This window comes from Telluria sp. AZSoR62, from assembly GCF_058111565.1.
This window is the reverse complement of record NZ_JBYTST010000009.1, coordinates 123,005-144,894: the sequence shown is the minus strand read 5'-3', so window position 1 is coordinate 144,894 and position 21,890 is coordinate 123,005. Positions and strand designations below refer to the sequence as shown.

Genomic DNA, 21,890 nt, shown 5'->3' with positions numbered 1-21,890 from the left:
AAGCGCCCGGGTACGGGATGGCGCAAGTACGCGCCCTCCCCCAGCCCTGCTGCTGGCCCCGCCCGGTAAATGCCGCGCGGGCGCCACAGCCTTCCTCAGGCGTCAGCCCGGCAGGAAATCCGCTCGTTGCCGCGCCCGTCCTGGCCTTGCTGCCAGTCGCTACTGGCCGCGCAACCCTGGCCACCCCAGCGCCAGTTCATTCCTCCCTGGAGGCAAGCATGCGTTACCTCACTCCCCTATTCCGTGGCGCCTGCGCCTGCCTGCTCGGCACCGCCCTGTTCGCCCATGCACAGACCCAGGCACCGGCTTCTACGCCAACGCAAGCGCCAACGCAGACGCAGGGCGACACCCTGGTCGAGCCGATGGCGGCCCAAAAGCAGGCGCGCGAGATCGCACAAGGCGATCCGGCCCGCTGGTATCGCGAAGACGCCACCAGCCAGGCCCGAATGCGTACCCTGCACAAGGAACTCGGCGCGGCGCTGCAGGAAGCGAAGAATGCCTGCAAGCGCAGGCCTGCCGCGGAGCGCAGCAGCTGTCTGCAGGAAGCGCAGGCCGTGTATCGGCGCGATATGGCGCAGGCAAAGGCAGCTGCGGCTGGTCAGACGCCCGAATAGCCAAGCTTGGCGTTGCCGCACAGCGTAGGGTGGGCAGATTCTGCCCACGCGTTCAACGTACGCATGCGGTTCGCTATCCTCGCCCAACATGATCGCGACCGGCCGAGACCGGCTCCGATACCACGCGCGCCAAGCGCGCCGCTAACTACCTTGCCCATCCAACGGACCGGCGGCATATAAGGCCTGCCTCCGCTTCGAACAAAACCCTGGACGCAAAAAAAAACGGCGTCCAGTCCATGCGACGCCGCTCAAGCCCCACCATATTGATTTCAGGGCGATGTTCTCTCGCCCTTGTCTATCAGGTGCGCGCTCCCTGCTGGCGGCGCTTGTTGAGGTAATACCCGATCGCGCCCAGCACCAGGGCGGCGCCGGCGGCCTGCTTGCCCATGCGGCGCTGGCGGATGAAGTTATAGGCCGCCATACCGTAAGGCATCAGGGCCGACACGCTGGTGCCGGTCGGGCGCAGCAAGGCGTCCGCGCGTACCCGCAGCGCCGAGGTGGCGTGGTCGAGCACGCCGTGCAGCATGACCTCGGGATGCGCCGCGTGGCGGATCTGCGCCTTGGCGTGGGCGACATTGCTGCGGAAATATTCGCCCTCACGCAGCAGCTCCTGCTTGCGGATTGTCGGATCGGTGCTGTGCTTGTGTCCGGCCAGGCCGGTCTTTTCTTCATGATTGTGCATGGTTCCCCTCCTTCGTGGCGCCGCTCAACGCAGCATGTCGCGGTCGTTCTTGAGTTCTTTCATCGTGGCCGGCAGAGCGAGCTTGCCCTGCTTGATCAGCGCCAGGCCCTTGGCCACCAGCACGCCGGTAATGACGAGGAACACGAGGAACATGATCAAGAGGATCTTCCAGCCCATCTCGTCCCAGGCCAGCGCGACGATGGTCACGGTGCCGTAGGCGATGGCGAACCAGATGGCGAGCAGGGCCGCGCCGAAGATGGCGACCAGTTCGATGACGTGGTTGCGCACGTCGGCCAGCTCGAGCGAGGCCAGCTCGACCCGCGAGACGACCAGGCCGAACAGGCTCTTCATGAGGCTGGAGATCCCGCCCATGAGGCCGGGGTTATGCTGGACGGTATCGTCGTTTTGCATGGCAGTCCCCGGCGGCGCTTATTGCTTGCGGCTCAGCAGGACGCCGAGCAGCACGCCGACCCCGGCAGCCACGGCCATGGTGCGCCATGGGTTGTCCTTGACGTAGACGTCGGCTTCGTGGGCCAGCTCGCGGCCCTTTTCCATCGCCTGGCCCTGGTAGTGGCCGGCGCGGCCGAGGGCGCGGTCGAGCATTTCCATGCCGCGCTCGCGCAGCTCGTCGGCCTTCACCCCCGTCAGCGAGGCAGCGGCGGTCAGCATCGACTGGGCGTCGCGTACCAGCGCCTTGACGTCCGACTGGGCATCCTGCATGTTGCTGTCGAAGGATTGGGCGTGGGCCTGGGTCTTGATGGTGCGGGTGGTGTCGTACATGGTTTACTCCGTTGTTATTGATTGGTGAGTGAAATAGTTCCCCGGCCCAGGGCCGGGGGGGTGCGCAGCGTCAGGCCAGCAGGTCGGACATATCGTCGGCATGCTCTTCCTCGACGGCCATGATGTCGACCAGCATGGCGCGGGTGGTCGGATCCTTGTCGCCGATCGCGAGGATCATCTGGCGGTAGGATTCGATCGCCACGCGCTCGGCGATCAGGTCGGCGCGGATCATGGCTTGCACGTCGTCCGAATCGTCGTATTCGGCATGGCTGCGCGCAGTGAGCGTGGCCGGGTTGAAGTTCGGCGAGCCGTTGAGCTGCACGATGCGTTCGGCGATGCGGTCGGCGTGGTCTTGCTCCTGCTGTGCGTGCTCGAGGAACTCGGCCTTGATGTGGCCGGTATTCGGGCCGCTGACCGTGTAGTAGTGGCGCTTGTAGCGCAGCACGCACAGCAGTTCGGTCGCGAGCGCGTCGTTGAGCATGGCAATGACGGCTGCGCGGTCGGCCTGGTAGCCCTCGGTGACGGCGCCGTCATCGAGGTTGGCCGCCGCGCGGCGGATCGCCGCGATGTCGAAGCCATGCGCCAGGTGTTTCGTGTCTTCCATGATGTTTCCTTATGACTCGTATGTGCCGGCCTTAACGGGCGCCCGCGCGTGGCGGAATCTGCGCACCTTCGTTGGACAGCACGATCTCGACACGGCGGTTGCGCTGGCGGTTGCTGGCCGTATCGTTGGCGGCGACCGGGAACGCTTCGCCGTAGGCCTTCATGGCGATGCGCTCGCGCGGCACGCCCATTCCGCCCAGGGCCGAGGCCACTGCTTCGGCACGGCGCTGCGACAGTTCCTGGTTATACGAGGAGCTGCCGACGCTGTCCGTAAACCCTTCGACCAGCACGGTACGGTTCGGGTTCTGCGCCATCACGTCGGCAAGCTTGCGCAGGGTCGACATTCCGTTCGGGGTCAGGCTGGCCTGGTTGGTGGCGAACAGCACGTCGCCGATCGTCACGACATAGCCGCGCTCGGTCTTGACGGCCTGCAGCTCGACCAGGATGGCCTCCAGCATGGCGGCGCGCTGCTGCAGCGCGGCGTTCTGCTCCTGGGTGGCGGCGGCCTGCTGCTGGGCGGCCTGGGCCTGCTGCTGGGCCGACTGGGCCTGCATCTGGGCCTGGGCGGCCTGCGCCTGCGCGGCTTCGGCTTCGCGCTTGGCGCGGTCGGCCTCGGCGGTGCGTGCCTCCAGGCGCATTTCGGTGCGCTGGCGCGAGGCGTCCGCGATGTTCGCTTCCGCCGTCTTGGCCTTGGCCACCTCGATGGCGGTGGCGATGCGCTGCTTGGCCACATAGGCCAGGCGGTCGACATCGCTCAGGCTTTCGCGGCGGGCGGCCGCGGCATTGGCCTGGTCGAGCGCATCGCTGGCCTGCTTGAACTCGAGCGGCGCATATTGCGACACGTACGGGTTGTTGTTGGCGGCGACGAAATCGGCGCGCGCCTGGTCCAGGGTTGGCGTGCTCATCGGGGCGGTGGCGCAGGCTGTGGCGAGCACGGCGGCGGCCAGCAGCGACATCATGGAACGGGTTTTCATCTGCTTGTCCTTTATTCCTGGGCGCCGCGGGCTGCGGCGATCGGTGGATGGAACTTCTTCTTGGTTCGTCCTTGCCACATGCCAGCAGCAGGGACAGGGACGCTTACTTCTGCGAATTGGCGCGGTCGACTTCTTCCTGGAGGACGCGCAGGTCTTCGTTCAGCGCGTTCGAGGCGGCGCTGGCCTTGGCCGAGGTGGCCTTGCTCTGCGCCAGCTTGGCGTCGGCCTGGGCCTGGATCGCCAGTTCGCGCGCCAGCTTGTAGTCCTTGGCGGCAAGCGCCTGGTTGGCGCGCATCATCTTGGCGCGGGCCAGATTGATCTCTTCCGGCGCCAGCTCGGCGGCGCCCGCCGACACGGCGTTCTCGACTGCATTGCGCGACACGGCCACGTCGGCGGTCGCCGGGGCTTTCTGCGGGCTGGCGCAGCCGGCCAGCACCAGCAGGGCAAGGGTGGCGGCCGCCAGTGGGGTCATCGGGTGTTTCTGTTTCATCGCGTTCCTCCTGTGATGAGTCGGGTACTGCATGCGGATTAAAGTTCTATGGTTGAGGCAATGTCCTTGATAACGTTATAAACCTGTTATCGTTGTCCTTCGGTTCGGTGCCGCACATTGTCCATGCCACGGCCCCTGCTCAATGGCAGAGCGTTAGGCAGCGCACATTGACCGCGCTGCGCTTTGCGCTAAGCTGGACTGCACCACACCTCATAATGGAAGGACCGCCATGGCCGAGACCCACACGCCGGCGGCGCAGGGCCGGTCTCCGGCGCGCCGCAAGTCGAACAAGAAAATATTGATGAGCATCCTGGGCATCCTGGTGGCGCTGCCCATCATTGCCATCGTCATCATCGCCACCTTCGACTGGAACCGCGCGCGTCCCTGGATCAACAACAAGGTGAGCGACGCCATCGACCGCCCCTTTGCCATCCGCGGCAACCTGGACGTGGAATGGGAGCGCCCCGCCAAGACCATGCTGCCGGAAGAGCGCACCTGGCGCGACCACATCCCCTGGCCCCACCTGATCGCCAACGATGTCCATGTCGGCAACCCGGCCGGCATGCCCAGGCAGGACATGGCCAGCGTGCGCCAGTTCTCGTTCTCGCTCAATCCCTTCGGCCTGCTCAAGCGCACCATCGGCATTCCGCTGCTGCGCTTCGACGGCCCGCGCGTGGACCTGCTGCGTACCGATGCGACCCGCAACAACTGGACCTTCAAGCGCAACGAGGAAAAATCGCGCTGGAACCTCGACCTCGAGCGCGTGGTGCTGACCGAAGGCGTGGTGCACATCAAGGATGCAGTTACCAAGTCGGACGTCACGGCGCTGGTGCGCACGCTCGACAAGGACAAGCGCTACGGGGTCGGCTGGACCTTGGATGGCACCTATAACGGCGCCAAGGTGGTGGGCGGCGGCAAGGCTGGCGCGGTGCTCTCGCTCAAGCAGCAGGGCACGCCCTATCCGGTACAGGCCGAGATGCGCTCCGGCCGCACCCGCATCGCCGTGGAAGGCACGGTCACCCGGCCGTCGAAACTGGCGGCGATCGACCTGAAGCTGGAACTGGCCGGCGCCAGCATGGACCAGCTGTATAACTTTACCGGCGTGGTGCTGCCGACCACCGGGCCGTTCTCGACTTCGGGCCGCCTGACCGGCACGCTCGGAGAGGACCGCAGCCGCTGGGTCTACGACGGCTTCAAGGGCAAGGTTGGCGCCAGCGATATCGGCGGGCGCCTCGAATACGCCACCGGCTCGCCGCGGCCCAAGCTGTCGGGCAATGTGCGCTCCAAGCAGCTGGTGTTTACCGACCTGGCGCCGCTGATCGGCGCCGATTCCAACGCCGCCAAGAAAGAACGCAATGCCGAGGTGGTCCAGCCCACCGGCAAGGTACTGCCGGTCGAGGAGTTCAAGACCGAGCGCTGGAACAAGCTCGACGCCGACGTGCGCTACGCCGCCGACCGCATCATCCGCGACACCGCCTTCCCGATCAGCAAGCTGTCGACCCACCTGAAAATGGAGAACGCCGTGCTGACCCTCGAGCCGCTCGAATTCGCCATGGCCGGCGGCACGGTGCGCTCGAACATCCGGCTCGACGGCCGCGGACGCGAAGGCCCGAAAGCCATCAAGGCCCAGGCCAAGGTGGCGGCGCGCAACATCGAGATCGCCAAGCTGTTCCCCAAGATCGAGCAGATGAAGGCGACGGTCGGCAACATCGACGGTGAAGCCAACCTGACCGCGCAGGGCAATTCGGTGGCCAGCCTGCTGGCCGGCTCCAACGGCGAACTCAAGACCCTGATCAGCAAGGGACAGGTAAGCAAGATGCTGCTCGAGATGATGGGCCTGAACGTGGCCAATATCGTGATCACCAAGCTGTTCGGCGACAAGCAGGTGCAGCTCAACTGCATGGCCACCGATTTCGCGGTGACAGGCGGCATCGCGCGCACCCGTATCTTCGTCGTCGACACCCAGGAAGCCTTGATCACGGTGGCCGGCGCCATCAACCTGGCCGACGAGCAGATGGACCTGCGTATCGACCCGAAGACCAAGGCGGTGCGCATCTTCTCGCTGCGCTCGCCGCTGTACGTGCGCGGCCCGTTCAGCAATCCGGACGTGTCGATCGACAAGGGCGTGCTGGCCATGAAGGCCGGCGGCGCCGCCCTGCTGGCCGCCGTGGCCGCGCCGATCGCGGCACTCATCCCCCTCATCAATACGGGCCCGGGCCAGAGCACCGACTGCGCCCGCCTGCTGGCCGTGGCCCGCGAAAAGCCCCAGGCCCCGCCGCCGGGCAAGACCCAGCGCCGCTGAGCATTTCCTCGCCCTCGACGATCAATTTCGTTGAGGGCGAGAAATTTAGCTGGACTGTGTGTTGTCGAACAGATCAGTTCGCCTGGAAAACATATTCTGCATCCATGGACTCGACAAACACCTTGGCAGCATGAAACGACTTGTGAGCATCACCGCCCTGCTGGCCACCGTGGCCCTGGGCCAGGTCGCAGGGTGTGCGATGTCAGGCAGCGTTGGACCGGCGGCGCAAACCGTCGACGACGCCACCATCACCGCGGGTGTCAAGGCCGCCATCGTGCGCGATCCGGCACTGAAGGTGACCGAGATCGGTGTCGAGACCGCGCAGGGCGTAGTACAGCTGAGTGGCTTTGTAAGCTCGGCGGATAGCGTGGCAGCTGCAGCGTCGGTTGCCCGTACCGTTAAAGGCGTGAAATCGGTCAGGAATGACCTGCGCCTGAAATAACCCACCATTGAGGAGATTACTATGAAAACCATCAAACAACTGATCGTTACCGCATCGCTGGCAACCGTGGCCCTGGGCCTGACCGGCTGCGCCGGCATGTCGCAGCAGGACAAGAACACCGCCATCGGCGCCGGCGCCGGTGCAGTGGTCGGCGGCGTGCTGACCGGTGGCAGCCCAGTGGGCACCGTTGGCGGCGCAGCAGTCGGCGGCGTGATCGGCAACCAGGTCAACAAGACCAACTAAGCAGTACCCCCCAAGAGCGACACGAGAAAGCCCGGCTAGCCGGGCTTTTTTGTTTGCGATGCCGCCTTCGCGACTTCCAACTTCGGGGTCAGGTCTGACATTCGGACACGAGCCCAGCCGCAACCTGGTTGAGCCCGTGTCTGAATGTCAGACCTGACCCCGGTTTCACGCGGCGAGCCGGGCTCTTTTTGCTGGCGCGGATTCGTATTGTTTTCACACCGCACAGCCCTTCCTGCGGGGGGCACAATAAAAAACGCATATGCTTTCTATGAGCACATGCGTCGCGCCGCCTCATTCGATCGTTGAACGCGCGGGCGGTAGGCCCGCCCACCCTACATCACGCTCAGCGCTGGCTGCGCGCCCGCCTCCTTGACGATCTCGTAGCAGGTGCACGACGCGGCCGCCAGGCCTTCGGGATCGAGGATCTCGATATTGCCCCGGCTGTAGATGATCAGCCCCTGCTGCTGCAGCGCGCTGGCCGCCTTGGTCACGCCGACCCGCCGCACCCCGAGCGCGTGGGCCAGGAATTCATGCGTCAGGTGGAATTTATCCGACTCGAGCCGGTCGCGCGTGACGAGCAGCGACCTTGCCAGCCGCGCTTCGAGTACGTGGAAGCGGCTGCACACGGCGATCTGGATCGCCTGCGCCAGCTGGGTATCGGTGTAGCGATAGAGCACGCGCTGCAGGGCAGCGTTGCGCGCGACCTCGGCGCGAAAGCGCGCGCTGTCCATGCGGCTGGCGCTGCCGGCGCGTTGCACGACCGCGCGCACCTGCGTCGTGTCGTGGCCCAGCGCGACGGTGGCGCCGACCATGCCTTCGCGCCCGACCAGGCCCACCTCGAGCGTCATGCGGCCCTCGGCCACGCCCATCAGGGAAATCAGGCAGTCGTGGGGAAAATAGATGTAGTGCAGCGGGTCACCCGCTTCGCACAGCACGTCGCCGACATCGACCTTGACCGGGTCGAGCAGTGGCAGTACCTGCGCCAGTTCCTGCGGCGGCAGCGCGGCCAGCAGCAGGTTGCTGTTGTGCTCGACGATCTGCGGCGGTACGGCAAAATTCATTGGATCCTCGGAGTGGGACTGCATGGTGCAAACCGTTGATCGGTGTGATGGATACATTTGCAAACAATTTTAGTCAGCGTAACCGTAGCCCTGCGGGCGGGTATGTACGGTGACGCACGGAACCCCCTGTTGTTCCTGAGGACAATCGGGTCATGAACAGGCCGCCCGATGTTTGCACGCCGGGCCCACACAAGACGAACCCGAAAGGACGCACATGAACACTTCCCCTCACCCTCACGCACGGGGCCGCCTCCATCCCATGATGATCCTGGCCGCGCTCGCGGTACTGCTGTTCTGCCTCGTCGGCACGGCGGCGATCCTCGGCTGGATTCCCTCCTCGATCGGCGGCACCTCCGAGCGCCAGCTGAGCGACGCCGACCGCCTCGCCCTGGCGTCGACCCTGCCGCAGGGCGCGCCGCCGGCGCCGGGCACGATCGTTGCCGCGCCGGCCCAGCAACTGGCGCCGGGCTATGTGCAGGCCCAGCCTGCGCCATCGAACTACCAGCCACAGGCTGATGCGCCAGCGCCGGCCTACCCTGCCGCCCAGGCACTGGCCGCGGTGCCCGCTCCTGCCCCGGCGCCAGTGCGCGTGTATGACGAACCGGTACGCGAGCCGGCGAAGAAGACCATCCAGGTAGCGGCCGCCGACAACGGCCGCAACTGGTGCTCGAACTGCGGCAACGTGGAATCGGTGCGCACCATCAAGCACCGTGCGCAAGGCAGCGGCCTGGGCGCGGCTGGCGGCGCCGTGCTGGGCGGCCTGCTGGGCAACCAGGTCGGCAGCGGCTCCGGCCGCACCATCGCCACCGCGGCCGGCGCGATCGGCGGCGCCGTGGTCGGCAACCAGGTCGAAGGCAACATGAAGGCCACCACCACCTATGAAATCCGGGTCCGCCTGGACGACGGCAAGGTGCGTACCTTCAACCAGAGCAACCCGCCCGCATGGCGCAGCGGCGACCGCGTGAAGATCGTCAAGGGCCGCCTGCGTTCGGTTGCCTGATCCAGGTCGCAACTGCTGAATAAGGCCGGGTTTCCGCAAGGAGCCCGGCCTTTATTACTTTTGAATAATTTTCTCAAATGCAATGTGCGCCATCGCACGGAACTATTGCTGAGCTAACCCGACAATGGAAACACGCGAACAATGCGTGCGGTGCAGACAATAACCATTCAAGGGGGAACGCATCATGAACAGCATGGCGTGGATCGGCATCATCATTTGGGGCATGGTCGTGGCAGGTTTCGGTCTGCTGTCGGCGCCCCATCCCAGCGACATCCCGTCGGGCACGCTGCAAGCCCAGGACATCGTCTTCCTGGTGGCCGGCGGCCTCGTCACCTGCCTGATCGGTTTCACCGGGCTGCTCGGTTTCATGGGCTGGATTCCGGGACTGAGCAAGGACAAGCGTTGTGCCTAAATGTGCGGTGCGTTCGCCATCGAACAGAGGCCAGCAGTAAGGCTGTCCATACTGGAATCACGACGCCAATGCGCGTAATTCGAGTGAGGACACTGTCATGCTTTATACAATCGCTGTCATCCTGATCGTCCTGTGGCTGCTGGGCCTGGTGACCTCGTACACCATCGGCGGGTTCATCCATATCCTGCTGGTCGTGGCCGTGATCATGATCCTGGTGCGCCTGATCAGCGGACGGGGCATCTAGCCCTTGATGAACATTTCGTACTACCCGATCCGTTTCGCAGTCGCGCCCCGACGGGTGCGATTCCGAAACGGATTTTTGCTTGTTTTGTAAGGAGAACACTATGCATACCAAACTGACCAAATCGGCAATCGCCGCCACCATCGTCATCATGACCGCCACCGGTTGCGCGGACATGAGCCCGACACAGCGCGGCACCGCACAAGGCGCCGGCATCGGCGCAGGCCTGGGCGCCATTCTCGGCGCCACCACCAGCGGCGGCGGCAGCGGGCGTGCAACCCGCGGCGCCGTGATCGGCGGCGCGCTTGGCGCGGTCGCCGGCAACGTCTGGTCCAAGCGGATGGAGCAGCAGAAGCAGGCCATGGAACAGGCCACCCGCGGCACCGGCGTGCAGGTCAGCCAGACATCCGACAACCGCCTGAAGCTCGAGATCCCGAGCGACGTGTCGTTCGACACCGGCCGTTCGGACATCAAGTCCAACTTCCAGCCGGTGCTGCAACGCTTCGCCTCCACGCTGCAGGAAAACCCGGCCACCACGGTGGTGATCATCGGCCACACCGACAGCACTGGCACGCCGGACATCAACCAGCCGCTGTCGGTCGACCGCGCCGCGCGCACCCGCGACTACCTGGCCGGACGGGGCGTGAACCCGAACCGCATCACCATCGAAGGCCGCGGCGAGCGCGAGCCGATCGCCTCCAACAACGATGCATCGAGCCGCGCGCGCAACCGCCGCGTCGAGATCTACGTGGCCGAGCGCGGCCAGGGCTAAGCACCAGCCTGCCCGTTCGAACGATTGAAAGCCGCTTGGTGCCAACCGGGCGGCTTTTTTGTTGGGCGGCCGGTATAGTCGTCGCATGCAAGAGGACCCGATCCGCATCGTCCGCGAACAGACCATCTCGGACCAGTATTTCAAACTGAAGACGCTCACCTACCGGCAGCGCCGGGCAGATGGTAGCTGGCAGGAAGCCACGCGCGAGGTCTACGACAATGCCTCGGGCGCCGCCGTGCTGCTGTACAACCGCAGCAAGCACACGGTGCTGCTGGTGCGCCAGTTCCGCCCGGGGGCGCGCCTGGCCGGGCATGACGGCTTCCTGCTCGAAGTGCCGGGCGGGATGCTCGACGGCGCCGATCCCGAACAACGGGTGCGCGCCGAGCTGCGCGAAGAAACCGGGTTCGAAGTCGGGAAGCTGCGCAAGGTGATGACCTTGTTTGCCAGTCCGGCGTCCTTGACCGAGCAGGTGCATTACTTCATGGGCGAGTACGAGGAGCGCGACCGCACCGGTGACGGCGGCGGCAAGAAGGAAGAAGGGGAAAGCATCGAGGTCATCGAGATGGGTGTCGACGAGGCGCTGCAGATGGTGAAGGATGGCGGGATCTTGGACGCCAAGACGGTGATCCTTCTGCAATGCCTGCGTCAGGATTTGCCGTAGGGGCGGCTGCGCCGCCCTCCACTGGCCTTACGTGGTCTCGGTGAACGCCAGATACAGCTCGCGCGCACGGCGCGCCACCGGCCCGGCCTCCATCGTGTGCTCCTCGAAGCGCGTGCACGGCGTGACCTTGCCATAGTTCCCGGTGCTGAAAATCTCGCGCGCGGCCAGCAATTCTTCCGGCTTCACGACCCGCTCCTGTACCGTCACGCCTTCCTGCGCCAGCAGTGCGATGACGCGCGCGCGCGTGATCCCAGCCAAAAAGGTGCCGTTGAGCCGGGGCGTGACCACCGCCCCATCCTGCGCCACGATGAACAGGTTCGAGGACGCGAATTCAGCCACATTGCCCTCCGCATCGAGCACGATGGCCTGGTCGAAGCCGCGCGCCTTGGCTTCGCGCATGGCGCGGGTCGAGTTGGCGTACAGGGCCGAGGCCTTGGCGTCGGTCGGCGCCATGCTCGGCTGCGGGCGGCGCAGGGTCGACAGGCAGGCCGAGAAGCCGGCAAACGGCGGCAGCGGCGCATCGAACAGGGTCAGCGCAAACTGGCTGGCTTCGGGCACGGGAATCAGAAAACCGTCGGTACCGAACACCAGCGGGCGGATGTACAGCTCGGCATCCGCCGGGAATTTCGCCACGCCTTCGCGCACCAGCGCTTCCATCTCGTCGACGCTCAAGGGGCAGCGCAGGCCGAGCTTTTCGCTTGATGCAATGACGCGTTCCAGGTGCGGGCGCAGGTCCGGCAGCTTGCCGGCCATGGCACGGGCGCCGTCGAATACCGACGAGCCCAGCCAGAGGCTGTGGTCCATCGCGCCATAAAGCGGAACATTGCCTTCGTTCCAGTTTCCGTTGAAGTAGGTCAGGTACATGGATTCCCCAAAGCTCGTGTATTGCACAGTGCTCCAGTGTAACCGAGCCGCCAATCCATTGTTCGGTGGCGTACCAAGTTTCACTGATGACTCGCGTACACTGGGGCTTTCACGGTCAACCTTGCCTATGCTCGACATTCTCGAACGGATCGATCCCGACAGCGAACGGATTGACCTGCTGGTCGACCTGGTCGATTGCCTGCGTCCGCGCGACCGCTGGCTGTGGCAAAAACCGGACGATCCTGCCCAGGCCGTGCGTACGCTGACCCAGCTGCTCAAGGGGAATCCGGCACAGGCCTGGTCGCTGCGCCATTACATCACGGTGCTGCTCGAAAAACGCCGACATACCAGCCTGTACAGCGACATCGGCATCCTGTCCAACGACGGTTTCGTCACCGAACTCAAGCGCCGCATCACCTACCGCTTCCTGCCGCCGGCGCTCAACGACCTCTACCTGTCGGACGCGCTCAACCAGGTCCTGTACGCCGAGAACGACTACGAATGGATCCGTGCGGTGCCCAACGCCGATTGGATGGAACTGTTCGACGTCATCGCCGACGCCCCGCCACCACTGGACGCCACGCCCGACCGCGCGCGCTATGTCACCGTGATGGGCATCCTGGACGCGATCCGCACGCTGTCCTGCCGCATCTGCGCGCTGGGCCTGGAGCCGCGCCTGGTGCACAGCTACAGCGAGATCGAGGATTTCGACTCGCCCTTCCTGATGCAGAACATCGAGGTCAACCACTACCTCGACGAATACGGCCGCTTCCTCGACGGCAAGTGCAGCGAGCCGGAGCCGGCCCGCCACCTCCTGGTGATGCTGGACCAGTGCGAGGACGTGGTGCTCAAGATCCGGCGCGGCGCGCAAAGCAGCGGCACCAGCGTGGCCCTGACCTACCTGCTCGTCGCCCTGCAGCAGAGCATCGACCGCCTGCACAAGCTGCTCTACCTGGTCGACGTCAGCGGCGAGCTGCCCTCCGCCCCCACGGTCGATCTGGACGCGGTGGCCAGCTCGGTCGCCACGGCCGGCGGCACCGTGGCCAGCGACCGGCGCCTGGCGGCGATCGCCCTGGCCGAAGAATTGATCGAAGCCCACAACACCAAATACCAGGTGCGCGGCCTGATGCGCGACAACGTCGACCTGCTGGCCCGCAACGTCACCGAGAACGCCAGCCGCACCGGCGAGCACTACGTGGCCGAAACCCGGCGCGAGCTGCGCCACATGTTCACGGCGGCCGCCGGCGCCGGCTTCATCGTCGGCTTCATGGCGATGTTCAAGATCATGCTGGGCTATCTGCGCACCGCGCCGTTGGTCGAGGCCTTCCTGTTCAGCATGAATTATTCGGTCGGCTTCATCCTGATCTACGTGCTGCACTTCACGGTGGCGACCAAGCAGCCGGCCATGACCGCCCAGCACATCGCCGCTTCGCTGCAGAACGCCGAGAACGGGCGCGGGATCGATGTCGACAGCCTGGCCGTCCTGGTCAACAAGGTGTTCCGCACCCAGATCGTGGCCGTGCTCGGCAACGTGATGCTGGCCTTCCCGGTGGCTTGGGCGATCGCAGTCGGCTACAAGGCCATCAGCGGCCGGCACATGGTCGATCCAGCCAAGGCGCACCACCTGCTGGCGGACATCGATCCCTTTCATGGCCCGGCCCTGTTCTATGCGGCCATCGCCGGCGTCTGGCTGTTCGTGGCCGGCCTGATCTCGGGCTACTACGACAACAAGGCGCTCTACACCCGCGTCGGCCAGCGCGTGCGCCAGCTGCGCCGCCTGCGCCGCCTGCTGGGCGAGGCGCGCCTGGGCCGCTTTGGCGACTATGTCGAAGATAACCTGGGCGGCCTGATGGGTAATTTCTTCTTCGGTTTCATGCTCGGCATGACCGGCACCATCGGCTACCTGCTGGGCCTGCCGCTCGACATCCGCCACGTCACCTTCTCGACGGCCAATTTCGCCACCGCCCTGGTGGGCCTGGACTACCGGATGACGCCGGAGGCCATGCTCAACGCCGCGGCCGGGGTGGCGCTGATCGGCGCCGTCAACCTGTGCGTGAGCTTCGGGCTGGCGCTGTGGGTGGCCATGCGCGCCCGTAATATCCGTTTCAAGCGCGGCATCCTGCTGGTGCGCGCCCTGGGCAGGCGCCTGCTGGCGGCGCCGGTCGACTTTTTCCTCGGTCCAAAAGACCTTCCTCAAAGCATCGAACAACGCAGTGAACTCATCGTGAGGGACACGAAATGAACAACACCCGCCCGGGCAGCATCGTCGCCCTGCTCGCCTTCGTCTGCGCCCTTGTCTCGTGCAAGACGCTGCCCGATGCCGAATCCCTGCCGGATGCGCCCATCAAGCGCACGCCCACCGTAGCTACACAGCGAGGCATGCTCGACGCCAAGCAGGCCTCGCAGCTGCTGAGCAAACGCTGGTCGAACGCGACGGCCGACCTCAAGCAGCTGGCCGTGCTCGAGGAACAGGCCACCGGCGCGCCTCTGATCCCCGGCAACAAGGTCACGCTGCTGTTCGACGGCCCGGCCACCATGCGCGACATGATGGATGCGGCGCGCAATGCCAAGACCTCGATCAACCTGGAAACCTATATCTTCGACCAGGACCCGGTCGGCCTGGAATTTGCCGAGGTCCTGATCGAGAAGCGCCGCCAGGGCGTGGTGGTCAATATCATGGCCGACGGCGTGGGCACCCTGGGTACACCCAAGGAATTCTTCGAGCGCCTGCGCGCGGCCGGCATCACGGTCCTGATCTTCAACCCGGTCGATCCGACCAAGCGTCCCGGCAACTGGCAGCTGAACAACCGCGACCACCGCAAGATCATGATCGTCGACGGCAGGATCGGCTTCACCGGCGGCATCAACATCAGCGAGACCTACGCCAACAGCTCGCTGTTCCGTTCGAAGCAGAAGGCCAGTACGGCCGACAGCAAGAAGGTGGGCTGGCGCGACACCCATATCCGCATCGAGGGCCCGGCCGTGGCCACGCTGCAGTGGGCCTTCATCGACAACTGGGTGCGCCAGGACGCGGGCGAACTGCCCCAGGTCGACTACTTCCCGCGCCTGGCCCCGGTGGGCGACAAGGTGTTGCGCGTGCTGGCCACGACCCCGGACCGCGATTCGGAAATCTACAAGTCGCTGATGATCGCCATGAACGAGGCGAAAAAGTCGATCCACATCACCTCGGCCTATTTCGTCCCGGATCAGCAGATCGTCGACGCCCTGATCGCGGCCGCCCGGCGCGGCGTGGACGTCAAGCTGGTGCTGCCGGGGGTGTCGGACCACGACCTGATCAAGTATGCGGGCCAGGCCTTCTACGACCAGCTGCTCTCGGGCGGGGTGAAGATCTACCAGCTGCAGGTGGCGGTGCTGCATGCGAAAACCGCGGTCATCGACGGCATTTGGTCGACCATCGGCTCGGCCAATATCGACCGCCGCAGTTTCATCCACAACTATGAACTGAACGTGGTGGTGCTCGATCCGGCCTTCGGGCAGGACATGGAGAGCGCGTTCAACGAGGACTTGCGCGATTCGAAGGAGATCACGCTGGACCAGTGGAAGCACCGGCCGTGGAAGGACCGGCTCCGCGAGTGGATGGGGCGGCTGGCCGAGTACTGGATCTAAGCTGGACGCGCACAACCGGGGTCAGGTCTGACATTTGGACACGGGCTCGACCAGCGTAAGGCTGGGCTCGTGTCTGAATGTCAGACCTGACCCCGACGTTGGAACCCGTAAGGCTGGGCTCGTGTCCGAATGTCAGACCTGACCCCGAAGTTGGGGCTTTACAAGCCCGCGGCCATCAAGCCATCGTTATGCGCCGTCCACACGTTCCCGCTGCGCAGGAATTTGTCGGTATCGACCAGTTCGAAATGGCCGTGCACCGAGTCCCACCCATAGCGGTCGATCTCGACCTTCTCGGACTCCACCCGCAGCACGTTGAATGAATTGACCTCCCCGCGCCCGCGGGTGGAGGTGGCGGTGCCGGCCTGCACCACCAGCGCCGCGTATTCGCTGATCTGGTAGCGCCCCGCCGTGCTGCCGGCATGGCTGGCGTGCATGTGCCCGCCCATCAGGATGTCCACGCCGCTTTCCGCGAAGGCCTTCATTGCCCGCGGCGCCCGGTCCACCAGGTCGCGTTCCTCGAAGTGGTCGGGCAGGTCGAAGGGATGGTGGCCCACCACGATACGGGTGACGGAGGCCGGCACCCCCGCAAGCTGCTGCCGGATCACTGCCAGCTGCTCGCGGCTGACCCGGCCATCCTTGATGGTGAGCGAGCGCGCCGTGTTCACGCCCACCACCGCGATCTCGTCGTCGATATACACCGGGTCGAGGTCGTCGGTGATGTAGCGCTTGTAGCGCGCCAGGGGTTTCACGAAGCGGCGGAACACGTCGTACAGCGAGATGTCATGGTTGCCCGGCACGATGATCTGCGGCCCGGGCAAGGTGTCCAGGTAGGCCCGCGCCTCCTCGAACTGCTCCGCCTTGGCGCGCTGGGTCAGGTCGCCGGAGACCACCAGCACGTCCGGGTCGATCTGCTCGATGAGCGTGCGCAAGGGCGCGAGCAGCGTGGTATCGACGCGCCCGAAATGCAGGTCCGACAGGTGTACGAGTGTACGCATCCGTTTTCCTCAATGGTTCAAATGTCCTGGGGCTCGACCGGCTCCCCCTCGCGCCGCGCCCGCGCACGGCTGCGCCGGTTGAAGTGGGCGGCGCCGGCGATGCAGATCGCCAGCCATCCGCAGCCTTCGGCGGCGGCAGCCAGCACGTCGGACAGATAATGGACTCCAAGATACATCCTTGAGAACGCGACCGTCGCCACCATGAGCAGCGCCAGCACGAAGGGCAGCACCCTGCCCGCCCAGCCGCGCGCATGGCGCGACGCATAGCAGGCGACGAAGCCATACAGGACGGTGGCCGCCATCGAATGGCCGCTGGGGAAACTGTAGGTGCTTAACTCGAGCAGCGGCTCGACGAAATGCGGACGCGCGCGCTCGAAGGTGTGCTTGAGCAGGACATTGAGCACCAGCCCACCCGGGACGGCGCTGGCCAGCGCGATCACCCAGTAGCGATGGCCGCGCCGATGAAGCCAGATGCCGACCGCCAGCGCCATGGCCAGGATGCCCGGCGTGCTGTGGAGATGCGTCACGGCCATCAGGAACTGGCGCAGGCCGCCATTGGCGCGGGCATGCGCATGCAGCCAGTTGGCCATCTCCACGTCCAGCCGGGTGATGGGGGCGCCGGCCACCACGGCGCCGGCCAGCTGGGCGAAGACGGCGGTGGCGATGACCAGTATCGCGATGCCCAATGTCAGGTGCAGGCCGTATTCGCCCTCGGGTGAGAAGCGGTTGGCGGCGAAGCGGTGCAGGCGGGGAGGAAGTTTGTTTGGCATACGGGACGATATAGGGCCAGTTGGCGAAAAAACTACAGAAATAAATTTTTACTGTACATCCGAACAGTAACTGTGGATTCATACAGTAGTTGTGCTATTCTTTAGTTACTCCAACGAATTTAATAAAAGGAAAACGCAACATGACCACTCTGAACAGCTCCTTCGGCCTGGAATATGCCCCTATCCCTTTTATGCTGCGCATCGGCCAGCGTGAACTGCTCGTCACCCGCGACTTCCGCAAGCGCTTCTATGCGGTGAACCCGGTCATCGAATGCGATACCGGCGTCGAAGCTGGCCACGTGGAAATCCTGCTGTTCCGCCGCTGGCTGTTGATCCTGTCGAAGGCGCATTGAAGCGCGCTGTCTCGCAGGCCAAGGCGGACGAATCAGAATCCGCATATTGTTAAGCGAATAAATTCGTTCCTTCAGGGGGAACTGAGCCGTAGTCTACAGGTTCCAAACTGCCCTCTGAAAGAACGACATGCTCCGCAAAACTTTCCTGCACTCGCTGGCCGCAACTGCGCTGCTGGCGCCGCTCCTTGCTGCAAGCCCAGCCTTTGCCGCGGACGTCACCCTGCTCAACGTGTCCTACGACCCGACCCGTGAGCTCTACCAGGATGTCGACGCCGCCTTTGCCCGCCACTGGAAAGCCAAGACCGGCGACAACGTCACGGTCAAGCAATCGCACGGCGGTTCGGGCAAGCAGGCGCGCGCCGTGATCGACGGCCTGCCGGCCGACGTGGTCACCCTGGCGCTGGCCTACGACATCGACGCCATCAGCGAGAAAGGCCTGATCGCGCAAAACTGGCAACAGCGCCTGGCGCACCGCAGCTCGCCCTATACCTCGACCATCGTGTTCCTGGTGCGCAAGGGCAACCCGAAAGGCATCCGCGACTGGGGCGACCTGGTCAAGCCGGGCGTTGCCGTGATCACTCCGAACCCGAAGACCTCGGGCGGCGCACGCTGGAATCACCTCGCGGCCTACGGCTATGCCCTGCGCCAGCCGGGCGGCTCGCCGGCCACCGCCAAGGATTTCCTGGGCAAACTGTACAAGAACGTGCCGGTGCTCGATTCCGGCGCACGCGGCGCCACCACCACGTTCGTCGAGCGCGGCATCGGCGACGTGCTGCTGGCCTGGGAAAACGAAGCCCTGCTGGCCCTGCGCGAACTCGGTCCCGGCAAGTTCGAGATCGTCGCGCCTTCGCTGAGCATCCTGGCCGAGCCGCCGGTGGCCGTCGTCGACAAGACCGTGGACAAGCGCGGCACCCGCAAGGTGGCCCAGGCCTACCTCGAATTCCTGTACGGCGACGAGGGCCAGGAAATCGTCGCCAAGAACTACTACCGCCCGACGGTGGAGCGCTTCTCGAAAAAATACGCGTCGCAATTCCCGAACATCAAGCTGTTCCCGATCACCGAGCTCGGTGGCTGGACGCAGGCGCAGAAGGTGCACTTTGCGGACGGCGGGCTGTTCGACCAGATCTACGCGCCCGGGAAGTAGGCTTGTCGACGAAGCCCAGCGACATTCGCTTCGTCGCACCCCGTAGGGTGGGCAGGTTTTCTGCCCACGCATTCAACCAGCGCCAGAACGGCCCGACCCTCACGTCGGGCCGTTTTCGTTTTTGCTCCGTCCAATCAAGCATCGAGCCAGCGTCCCCAACCGAAATCCCCGTTTTTGCCAGCCGGGCTAGGATAGTCATCGTTCATTCCACCTGCCCTGCCGGCTGGACGCCGCGGGCAGTCCTCTTCACCCACCTTGAAAAGGATCACGTCATGGCAATCAGACTCCGGAAACTTCACGACCAGGTGATGGTCATCACCGGCGCCACCAGTGGCATCGGGCTCACCACCGCGCGCATGGCCGCCGAACGCGGCGCGCGCCTGGTGCTGGCCGCCCGCAGCAAGGACGCACTCGACGAACTGGCCGGCGAATTGCGCGGGCGCGGCGTGCAGGTCGAGACCGTGGCCGCCGACGTCGGCGAGATCGGCGACGTCGAGCGCATCGGCGAGAAAGCCATCCACCGCTTCGGCCGCATCGACACCTGGGTCAACAATGCCGGCATCTCGGTGTTCGGCCGCCTGGAAGAAGTCAAGCCGGAAGACCACCATCGCCTGTTTCAGACCAATTTCTGGGGCACCGTCAACGGCTCGCTGGAAGCGGTGCGCCGCATGAAACACCGCGGCGGGGGCGCCATCATCAACATCGGCAGCGAAGTGTCGGAGCGTTCGATCCCGATGCAGGGCATGTACGCCTCGTCCAAGCATGCGGTGAAGGGCTTCACCGATGCGCTGCGCATGGAGCTGGAAAAGGAAGGCGCGCCGCTGCAGGTCACCCTGGTCAAGCCGGCCGCGATCGACACGATGTTCGCGGTCCATGCGCGCAACTATATGGAGATGGAGCCTGCGCTGCCGGCGCCGATCTACGCACCCGAAGTGGTGGCCGACGCCATCCTGTACTGCGCCGAGCATCCGAAGCGCGACATCTTCGCCGGCGGCGCCGCCAAGATGATTTCGGCCGGCTCGAAGGCGATGCCGCGGCTGTTCGACCGCTACATGAACGCCACCATGTTCAAGCAGCAGAAATCGAACCGACCGACCGCGCCCAACCGCCGCGACGCGCTGTACAAGCCGGACGAAGCGAACGAGCTGCGCCAGCGCCAGGGCATGCCGCAGAAAGTGCACGAGCGCAGCGTCTATACCCAGACTTCGCTGCGCTCGTCGCCGCTGGTGACCGCCCTGGTGGGCGGCGGGGCCTTATTTGCGGCCTTCACCCTGTCCCGGCGGCTGGCTCGCTAGGAAGTCGGTGTCTTCCTCGGTCAGCGGCAGGTCGGGGATGGAGATGATCTGGTCGGTGTCGATATCGGCACCGTCCTTGGCGACGGTGTCGCGGCCGGCCGAAGCACGTTCGCCGGTGCCGCCCATGTCGCTGTCGCCCGAGAAGTTGGCGTCGCCGACGTCGGGGCCGGCGGTGCCGTCGGCGTGACTCGCTTCCATGTCGGACGTGGTGCCGCCATCGAAGTCGAGGATCTGGTCCGGGTCGAGCGCATCGGCAAAGCCGGGGCCGCCAACGACGTCGCTACCGGTATCGGAAATATCGCTCGGGCCCAGGGCGTCGATGCCATGTCCCTTGCCGAGACTGCGGTCCGGACCTTCCGGGAAGTTGTCCGGATCAAGTGTGCTGCTGCCTGTCATGTTGCCTCCAAAACGTTAAGTTGCCATGTCAGTCAGGCTACCGTTTTTTGCAACATTGCGTCGCCGCGCACGGCGGGCCAACGCGTCAGCCCTGCGCCTCAGAAACCGCGCCGCATCCCGACGTTGATCGCCCCGCCGCCCCCGGCGCGGATGGCGGCATCCTGCAGGCCGGCGGTATGCCGGATATGCGAATAGGCAGCGTAGAAATCCATCCGGCGCGAGACGGCATAGGTGGCGCCGATGGCGACCTGGCGCGCGTCGCGGTTGGCCGGGTCGCGGTCGTTCTTGCGGATGAAGGAGGCCAGCAGCGTGGTGGCGTGGCCCAGCGGGACGGCCACGCCCGCCAGCACGTCGCGGCTATTGGTCGACAAGGTGGTGGAGATCACGCCGGCGCCGTAGGGATTGTCCGGATTGAACAGCGGCGAGCTGCCCCAGCCGCGGTTGGCGCTGTAGGCGGCGTAGGCCGTGCCCCAGCCCAGGCGCAGGTTGGCGGCGATGATGGAATTCTTGGCCGCCATGGTGATGCCGGTCTGGTCGTAGCGGGTAATCTTGGCCACGTTGCGGTTCTGGTGGGCGGCGCGGATCGTGAAGGGGCCGGCGTTGAAACCGACCGTCATGCCCCAGGCGCGTCCGGAGGGCGAGCCGTCGATGTCGCCCTTGCCCCAGGACGAGCCGGCCGTGAAATTGCTGTACCGGCCTTCGTAGTTGACGCTGTCCTCCGTGCGGCGCGCGCCCGCGGCGCCGCTGGCGCTGCCTGCCAGGCCCCCATGGAAGGGGTCGCCCACATCGTTGAGCGCCTCGTAGTCGAGGGTGTACTGGCGCCCGACGCTCAGGACGGCCGCTTCGCCGGCGCGCCGCGCCTCGGCCTCCTTCGCCGTTTCCAGCATGAAAATCGCTGGCGCATCGCCCGGAATATTTCCCCCGCTCTGGGCAGGCAGGGTCTTGCTGCCGGCAGCAGCAGGCGGCGTGCACCCGGCGGTGCAATCGGCTTGCCTGGCGACCCCTGCCGCCGCACCCGCTTCAAGCGAGGCGGCATTCTGGGCCGAGGCGCAAGCCGCACTCGCTCCGAGTACGGCGCATGCAATGGACATCTTCATGGCGTCATTCCCTCTCTGAAGCTTCTTTATCCGCTTCTTCGACGAACTGATCTGTCTGATTACGCACATAAA

At 65.2% G+C, this 21,890-nt stretch carries 26 protein-coding genes; 14 read left to right on the top strand and 12 right to left on the bottom strand.

The genetic code is table 11. From position 1 onward, the window contains the following. The first annotated feature begins 218 nt into the window (after positions 1-218). Complete coding sequence (locus tag AC3XQU_RS15370; protein ID WP_489875031.1) at positions 219-614, top strand: hypothetical protein; 396 nt, start codon at positions 219-221, stop codon at positions 612-614. A 298-nt stretch (positions 615-912) separates the two neighbouring features. Here AC3XQU_RS15370 and AC3XQU_RS15365 read toward each other — a convergent pair whose 3' ends face one another. From AC3XQU_RS15365 to AC3XQU_RS15340, 6 genes are all read right to left on the bottom strand, one after another. After that, positions 913-1,296 carry a hypothetical protein gene (locus AC3XQU_RS15365; RefSeq protein WP_489875030.1) on the bottom strand — a complete coding sequence of 128 codons (384 nt, stop codon included), beginning with the start codon at positions 1,294-1,296 and terminating at the stop codon, positions 913-915. 24 nt (positions 1,297-1,320) lie between these two features. Then, positions 1,321-1,707, bottom strand: a complete 387-nt coding sequence (locus tag AC3XQU_RS15360; protein ID WP_489875029.1) for a phage holin family protein — start codon at positions 1,705-1,707, stop codon at positions 1,321-1,323. An 18-nt stretch (positions 1,708-1,725) separates the two neighbouring features. Beyond that, on the bottom strand, positions 1,726-2,016 hold the full coding sequence (locus AC3XQU_RS15355; protein WP_489875134.1) for an ElaB/YgaM/YqjD family protein: 291 nt from the start codon (positions 2,014-2,016) through the stop codon (positions 1,726-1,728). A gap of 130 nt (positions 2,017-2,146) precedes the next feature. Beyond that, positions 2,147-2,680, bottom strand: coding sequence for a ferritin-like domain-containing protein (locus AC3XQU_RS15350; RefSeq protein WP_489875028.1), 534 nt, complete (start codon positions 2,678-2,680; stop codon positions 2,147-2,149). A gap of 31 nt (positions 2,681-2,711) precedes the next feature. Continuing rightward, positions 2,712-3,653 carry an OmpA family protein gene (locus AC3XQU_RS15345; RefSeq protein WP_489875027.1) on the bottom strand — a complete coding sequence of 314 codons (942 nt, stop codon included), beginning with the start codon at positions 3,651-3,653 and terminating at the stop codon, positions 2,712-2,714. Between the two features lie 103 nt (positions 3,654-3,756). Continuing rightward, on the bottom strand, positions 3,757-4,143 hold the full coding sequence (locus AC3XQU_RS15340) for a DUF4398 domain-containing protein (protein ID WP_489875026.1): 387 nt from the start codon (positions 4,141-4,143) through the stop codon (positions 3,757-3,759). A gap of 229 nt (positions 4,144-4,372) precedes the next feature. Between AC3XQU_RS15340 and AC3XQU_RS15335 the strand changes: the two genes are divergently transcribed. The 3 genes from AC3XQU_RS15335 to AC3XQU_RS15325 all read left to right on the top strand — a co-directional run bounded on the left by AC3XQU_RS15335 (position 4,373) and on the right by AC3XQU_RS15325 (position 7,130). Continuing rightward, positions 4,373-6,445, top strand: coding sequence for an AsmA family protein (locus AC3XQU_RS15335; protein WP_489875025.1), 2,073 nt, complete (start codon positions 4,373-4,375; stop codon positions 6,443-6,445). A gap of 130 nt (positions 6,446-6,575) precedes the next feature. Beyond that, positions 6,576-6,887 (top strand): BON domain-containing protein, encoded by a 312-nt coding sequence (locus AC3XQU_RS15330; RefSeq protein ID WP_489875024.1) that lies wholly within the window; start codon positions 6,576-6,578, stop codon positions 6,885-6,887. A gap of 21 nt (positions 6,888-6,908) precedes the next feature. After that, positions 6,909-7,130, top strand: coding sequence for a YMGG-like glycine zipper-containing protein (locus AC3XQU_RS15325; protein WP_171084329.1), 222 nt, complete (start codon positions 6,909-6,911; stop codon positions 7,128-7,130). 332 nt (positions 7,131-7,462) lie between these two features. Here AC3XQU_RS15325 and AC3XQU_RS15320 read toward each other — a convergent pair whose 3' ends face one another. Next, positions 7,463-8,191, bottom strand: coding sequence for a Crp/Fnr family transcriptional regulator (locus AC3XQU_RS15320; RefSeq protein WP_489875023.1), 729 nt, complete (start codon positions 8,189-8,191; stop codon positions 7,463-7,465). 214 nt (positions 8,192-8,405) lie between these two features. Here AC3XQU_RS15320 and AC3XQU_RS15315 point away from each other — a divergent pair, with 214 nt between their 5' ends. The 5 genes from AC3XQU_RS15315 (at position 8,406) to AC3XQU_RS15295 (ending at position 11,277) form a co-directional block, all read left to right on the top strand. Beyond that, positions 8,406-9,191: a glycine zipper 2TM domain-containing protein gene (locus AC3XQU_RS15315; RefSeq protein ID WP_489875022.1), complete on the top strand. Its 786-nt coding sequence runs from the start codon at positions 8,406-8,408 to the stop codon at positions 9,189-9,191. A gap of 184 nt (positions 9,192-9,375) precedes the next feature. Then, positions 9,376-9,603: a hypothetical protein gene (locus AC3XQU_RS15310; protein WP_489875021.1), complete on the top strand. Its 228-nt coding sequence runs from the start codon at positions 9,376-9,378 to the stop codon at positions 9,601-9,603. A 97-nt stretch (positions 9,604-9,700) separates the two neighbouring features. Next, positions 9,701-9,847: a lmo0937 family membrane protein gene (locus AC3XQU_RS15305; RefSeq protein WP_020652694.1), complete on the top strand. Its 147-nt coding sequence runs from the start codon at positions 9,701-9,703 to the stop codon at positions 9,845-9,847. A 100-nt stretch (positions 9,848-9,947) separates the two neighbouring features. Beyond that, complete coding sequence (locus AC3XQU_RS15300; RefSeq protein WP_489875020.1) at positions 9,948-10,616, top strand: YiaD family glycine zipper/OmpA-like lipoprotein; 669 nt, start codon at positions 9,948-9,950, stop codon at positions 10,614-10,616. Positions 10,617-10,701: 85 nt separating this feature from the next. Then, positions 10,702-11,277, top strand: a complete 576-nt coding sequence (locus AC3XQU_RS15295) for an NUDIX domain-containing protein (RefSeq protein WP_489875019.1) — start codon at positions 10,702-10,704, stop codon at positions 11,275-11,277. A 27-nt stretch (positions 11,278-11,304) separates the two neighbouring features. Here the strand turns inward: AC3XQU_RS15295 and AC3XQU_RS15290 are convergent, their stop codons facing one another. After that, on the bottom strand, positions 11,305-12,141 hold the full coding sequence (locus AC3XQU_RS15290; protein ID WP_489875018.1) for a branched-chain amino acid aminotransferase: 837 nt from the start codon (positions 12,139-12,141) through the stop codon (positions 11,305-11,307). Positions 12,142-12,268: 127 nt separating this feature from the next. Here AC3XQU_RS15290 and AC3XQU_RS15285 point away from each other — a divergent pair, with 127 nt between their 5' ends. Together AC3XQU_RS15285 and cls are read left to right on the top strand one after the other, a co-directional pair. Further along, positions 12,269-14,383 (top strand): site-specific recombinase, encoded by a 2,115-nt coding sequence (locus AC3XQU_RS15285; RefSeq protein WP_489875017.1) that lies wholly within the window; start codon positions 12,269-12,271, stop codon positions 14,381-14,383. Continuing rightward, positions 14,380-15,768 carry a cardiolipin synthase gene (cls, locus tag AC3XQU_RS15280; RefSeq protein ID WP_489875016.1) on the top strand — a complete coding sequence of 463 codons (1,389 nt, stop codon included), beginning with the start codon at positions 14,380-14,382 and terminating at the stop codon, positions 15,766-15,768. Before AC3XQU_RS15285 ends, cls begins: the two co-directional genes overlap by 4 nt. A 158-nt stretch (positions 15,769-15,926) precedes the next feature. Here the strand turns inward: cls and AC3XQU_RS15275 are convergent, their stop codons facing one another. Both AC3XQU_RS15275 and AC3XQU_RS15270 read right to left on the bottom strand, forming a co-directional pair. After that, positions 15,927-16,763, bottom strand: a complete 837-nt coding sequence (locus AC3XQU_RS15275; RefSeq protein ID WP_489875015.1) for a metallophosphoesterase family protein — start codon at positions 16,761-16,763, stop codon at positions 15,927-15,929. Positions 16,764-16,780: 17 nt separating this feature from the next. After that, the gene (locus tag AC3XQU_RS15270; RefSeq protein ID WP_489875014.1) at positions 16,781-17,533 is read right to left on the bottom strand and encodes a phosphatase PAP2 family protein; all 753 of its coding nucleotides are present in this window, start codon (positions 17,531-17,533) and stop codon (positions 16,781-16,783) included. 140 nt (positions 17,534-17,673) lie between these two features. On the opposite strand from AC3XQU_RS15270, the gene AC3XQU_RS15265 reads away from it, so the two are divergent. The 3 genes from AC3XQU_RS15265 (at position 17,674) to AC3XQU_RS15255 (ending at position 20,325) form a co-directional block, all read left to right on the top strand. Next, positions 17,674-17,886, top strand: a complete 213-nt coding sequence (locus AC3XQU_RS15265; RefSeq protein WP_489875013.1) for a hypothetical protein — start codon at positions 17,674-17,676, stop codon at positions 17,884-17,886. A gap of 127 nt (positions 17,887-18,013) precedes the next feature. Beyond that, on the top strand, positions 18,014-19,030 hold the full coding sequence (locus AC3XQU_RS15260; RefSeq protein WP_489875012.1) for a sulfate ABC transporter substrate-binding protein: 1,017 nt from the start codon (positions 18,014-18,016) through the stop codon (positions 19,028-19,030). Between the two features lie 272 nt (positions 19,031-19,302). Continuing rightward, positions 19,303-20,325, top strand: a complete 1,023-nt coding sequence (locus AC3XQU_RS15255; protein WP_489875011.1) for an SDR family oxidoreductase — start codon at positions 19,303-19,305, stop codon at positions 20,323-20,325. On the opposite strand, the gene AC3XQU_RS15250 is transcribed toward AC3XQU_RS15255, so the two are convergent. After that, positions 20,284-20,721 carry a hypothetical protein gene (locus tag AC3XQU_RS15250; protein ID WP_489875010.1) on the bottom strand — a complete coding sequence of 146 codons (438 nt, stop codon included), beginning with the start codon at positions 20,719-20,721 and terminating at the stop codon, positions 20,284-20,286. The two genes, AC3XQU_RS15255 and AC3XQU_RS15250, sit on opposite strands and share 42 nt — an antisense overlap. 98 nt (positions 20,722-20,819) lie before the next feature. After that, positions 20,820-21,818, bottom strand: a complete 999-nt coding sequence (locus AC3XQU_RS15245) for a porin (RefSeq protein WP_489875009.1) — start codon at positions 21,816-21,818, stop codon at positions 20,820-20,822. Positions 21,819-21,890 lie beyond the last annotated feature (72 nt).

Excerpts from the sequence above, each read along its gene's own strand:
- AC3XQU_RS15370 (WP_489875031.1), top strand. The coding sequence starts at position 219 with ATGCGTTACCTCACTCCCCTATTCCGTGGCGCCTGCGCCTGCCTGCTC.
- AC3XQU_RS15365 (WP_489875030.1), bottom strand. The coding sequence starts at position 1,296 with ATGCACAATCATGAAGAAAAGACCGGCCTGGCCGGACACAAGCACAGC.
- AC3XQU_RS15360 (WP_489875029.1), bottom strand. The coding sequence starts at position 1,707 with ATGCAAAACGACGATACCGTCCAGCATAACCCCGGCCTCATGGGCGGG.
- AC3XQU_RS15355 (WP_489875134.1), bottom strand. The coding sequence starts at position 2,016 with ATGCAGGATGCCCAGTCGGACGTCAAGGCGCTGGTACGCGACGCCCAG.
- AC3XQU_RS15350 (WP_489875028.1), bottom strand. The coding sequence starts at position 2,680 with ATGGAAGACACGAAACACCTGGCGCATGGCTTCGACATCGCGGCGATC.
- AC3XQU_RS15345 (WP_489875027.1), bottom strand. The coding sequence starts at position 3,653 with ATGAAAACCCGTTCCATGATGTCGCTGCTGGCCGCCGCCGTGCTCGCC.
- AC3XQU_RS15340 (WP_489875026.1), bottom strand. The coding sequence starts at position 4,143 with ATGAAACAGAAACACCCGATGACCCCACTGGCGGCCGCCACCCTTGCC.
- AC3XQU_RS15335 (WP_489875025.1), top strand. The coding sequence starts at position 4,373 with ATGGCCGAGACCCACACGCCGGCGGCGCAGGGCCGGTCTCCGGCGCGC.
- AC3XQU_RS15330 (WP_489875024.1), top strand. The coding sequence starts at position 6,576 with ATGAAACGACTTGTGAGCATCACCGCCCTGCTGGCCACCGTGGCCCTG.
- AC3XQU_RS15325 (WP_171084329.1), top strand. The coding sequence starts at position 6,909 with ATGAAAACCATCAAACAACTGATCGTTACCGCATCGCTGGCAACCGTG.
- AC3XQU_RS15320 (WP_489875023.1), bottom strand. The coding sequence starts at position 8,191 with ATGAATTTTGCCGTACCGCCGCAGATCGTCGAGCACAACAGCAACCTG.
- AC3XQU_RS15315 (WP_489875022.1), top strand. The coding sequence starts at position 8,406 with ATGAACACTTCCCCTCACCCTCACGCACGGGGCCGCCTCCATCCCATG.
- AC3XQU_RS15310 (WP_489875021.1), top strand. The coding sequence starts at position 9,376 with ATGAACAGCATGGCGTGGATCGGCATCATCATTTGGGGCATGGTCGTG.
- AC3XQU_RS15305 (WP_020652694.1), top strand. The coding sequence starts at position 9,701 with ATGCTTTATACAATCGCTGTCATCCTGATCGTCCTGTGGCTGCTGGGC.
- AC3XQU_RS15300 (WP_489875020.1), top strand. The coding sequence starts at position 9,948 with ATGCATACCAAACTGACCAAATCGGCAATCGCCGCCACCATCGTCATC.
- AC3XQU_RS15295 (WP_489875019.1), top strand. The coding sequence starts at position 10,702 with ATGCAAGAGGACCCGATCCGCATCGTCCGCGAACAGACCATCTCGGAC.
- AC3XQU_RS15290 (WP_489875018.1), bottom strand. The coding sequence starts at position 12,141 with ATGTACCTGACCTACTTCAACGGAAACTGGAACGAAGGCAATGTTCCG.
- AC3XQU_RS15285 (WP_489875017.1), top strand. The coding sequence starts at position 12,269 with ATGCTCGACATTCTCGAACGGATCGATCCCGACAGCGAACGGATTGAC.
- cls (WP_489875016.1), top strand. The coding sequence starts at position 14,380 with ATGAACAACACCCGCCCGGGCAGCATCGTCGCCCTGCTCGCCTTCGTC.
- AC3XQU_RS15275 (WP_489875015.1), bottom strand. The coding sequence starts at position 16,763 with ATGCGTACACTCGTACACCTGTCGGACCTGCATTTCGGGCGCGTCGAT.
- AC3XQU_RS15270 (WP_489875014.1), bottom strand. The coding sequence starts at position 17,533 with ATGCCAAACAAACTTCCTCCCCGCCTGCACCGCTTCGCCGCCAACCGC.
- AC3XQU_RS15265 (WP_489875013.1), top strand. The coding sequence starts at position 17,674 with ATGACCACTCTGAACAGCTCCTTCGGCCTGGAATATGCCCCTATCCCT.
- AC3XQU_RS15260 (WP_489875012.1), top strand. The coding sequence starts at position 18,014 with ATGCTCCGCAAAACTTTCCTGCACTCGCTGGCCGCAACTGCGCTGCTG.
- AC3XQU_RS15255 (WP_489875011.1), top strand. The coding sequence starts at position 19,303 with ATGGCAATCAGACTCCGGAAACTTCACGACCAGGTGATGGTCATCACC.
- AC3XQU_RS15250 (WP_489875010.1), bottom strand. The coding sequence starts at position 20,721 with ATGACAGGCAGCAGCACACTTGATCCGGACAACTTCCCGGAAGGTCCG.
- AC3XQU_RS15245 (WP_489875009.1), bottom strand. The coding sequence starts at position 21,818 with ATGAAGATGTCCATTGCATGCGCCGTACTCGGAGCGAGTGCGGCTTGC.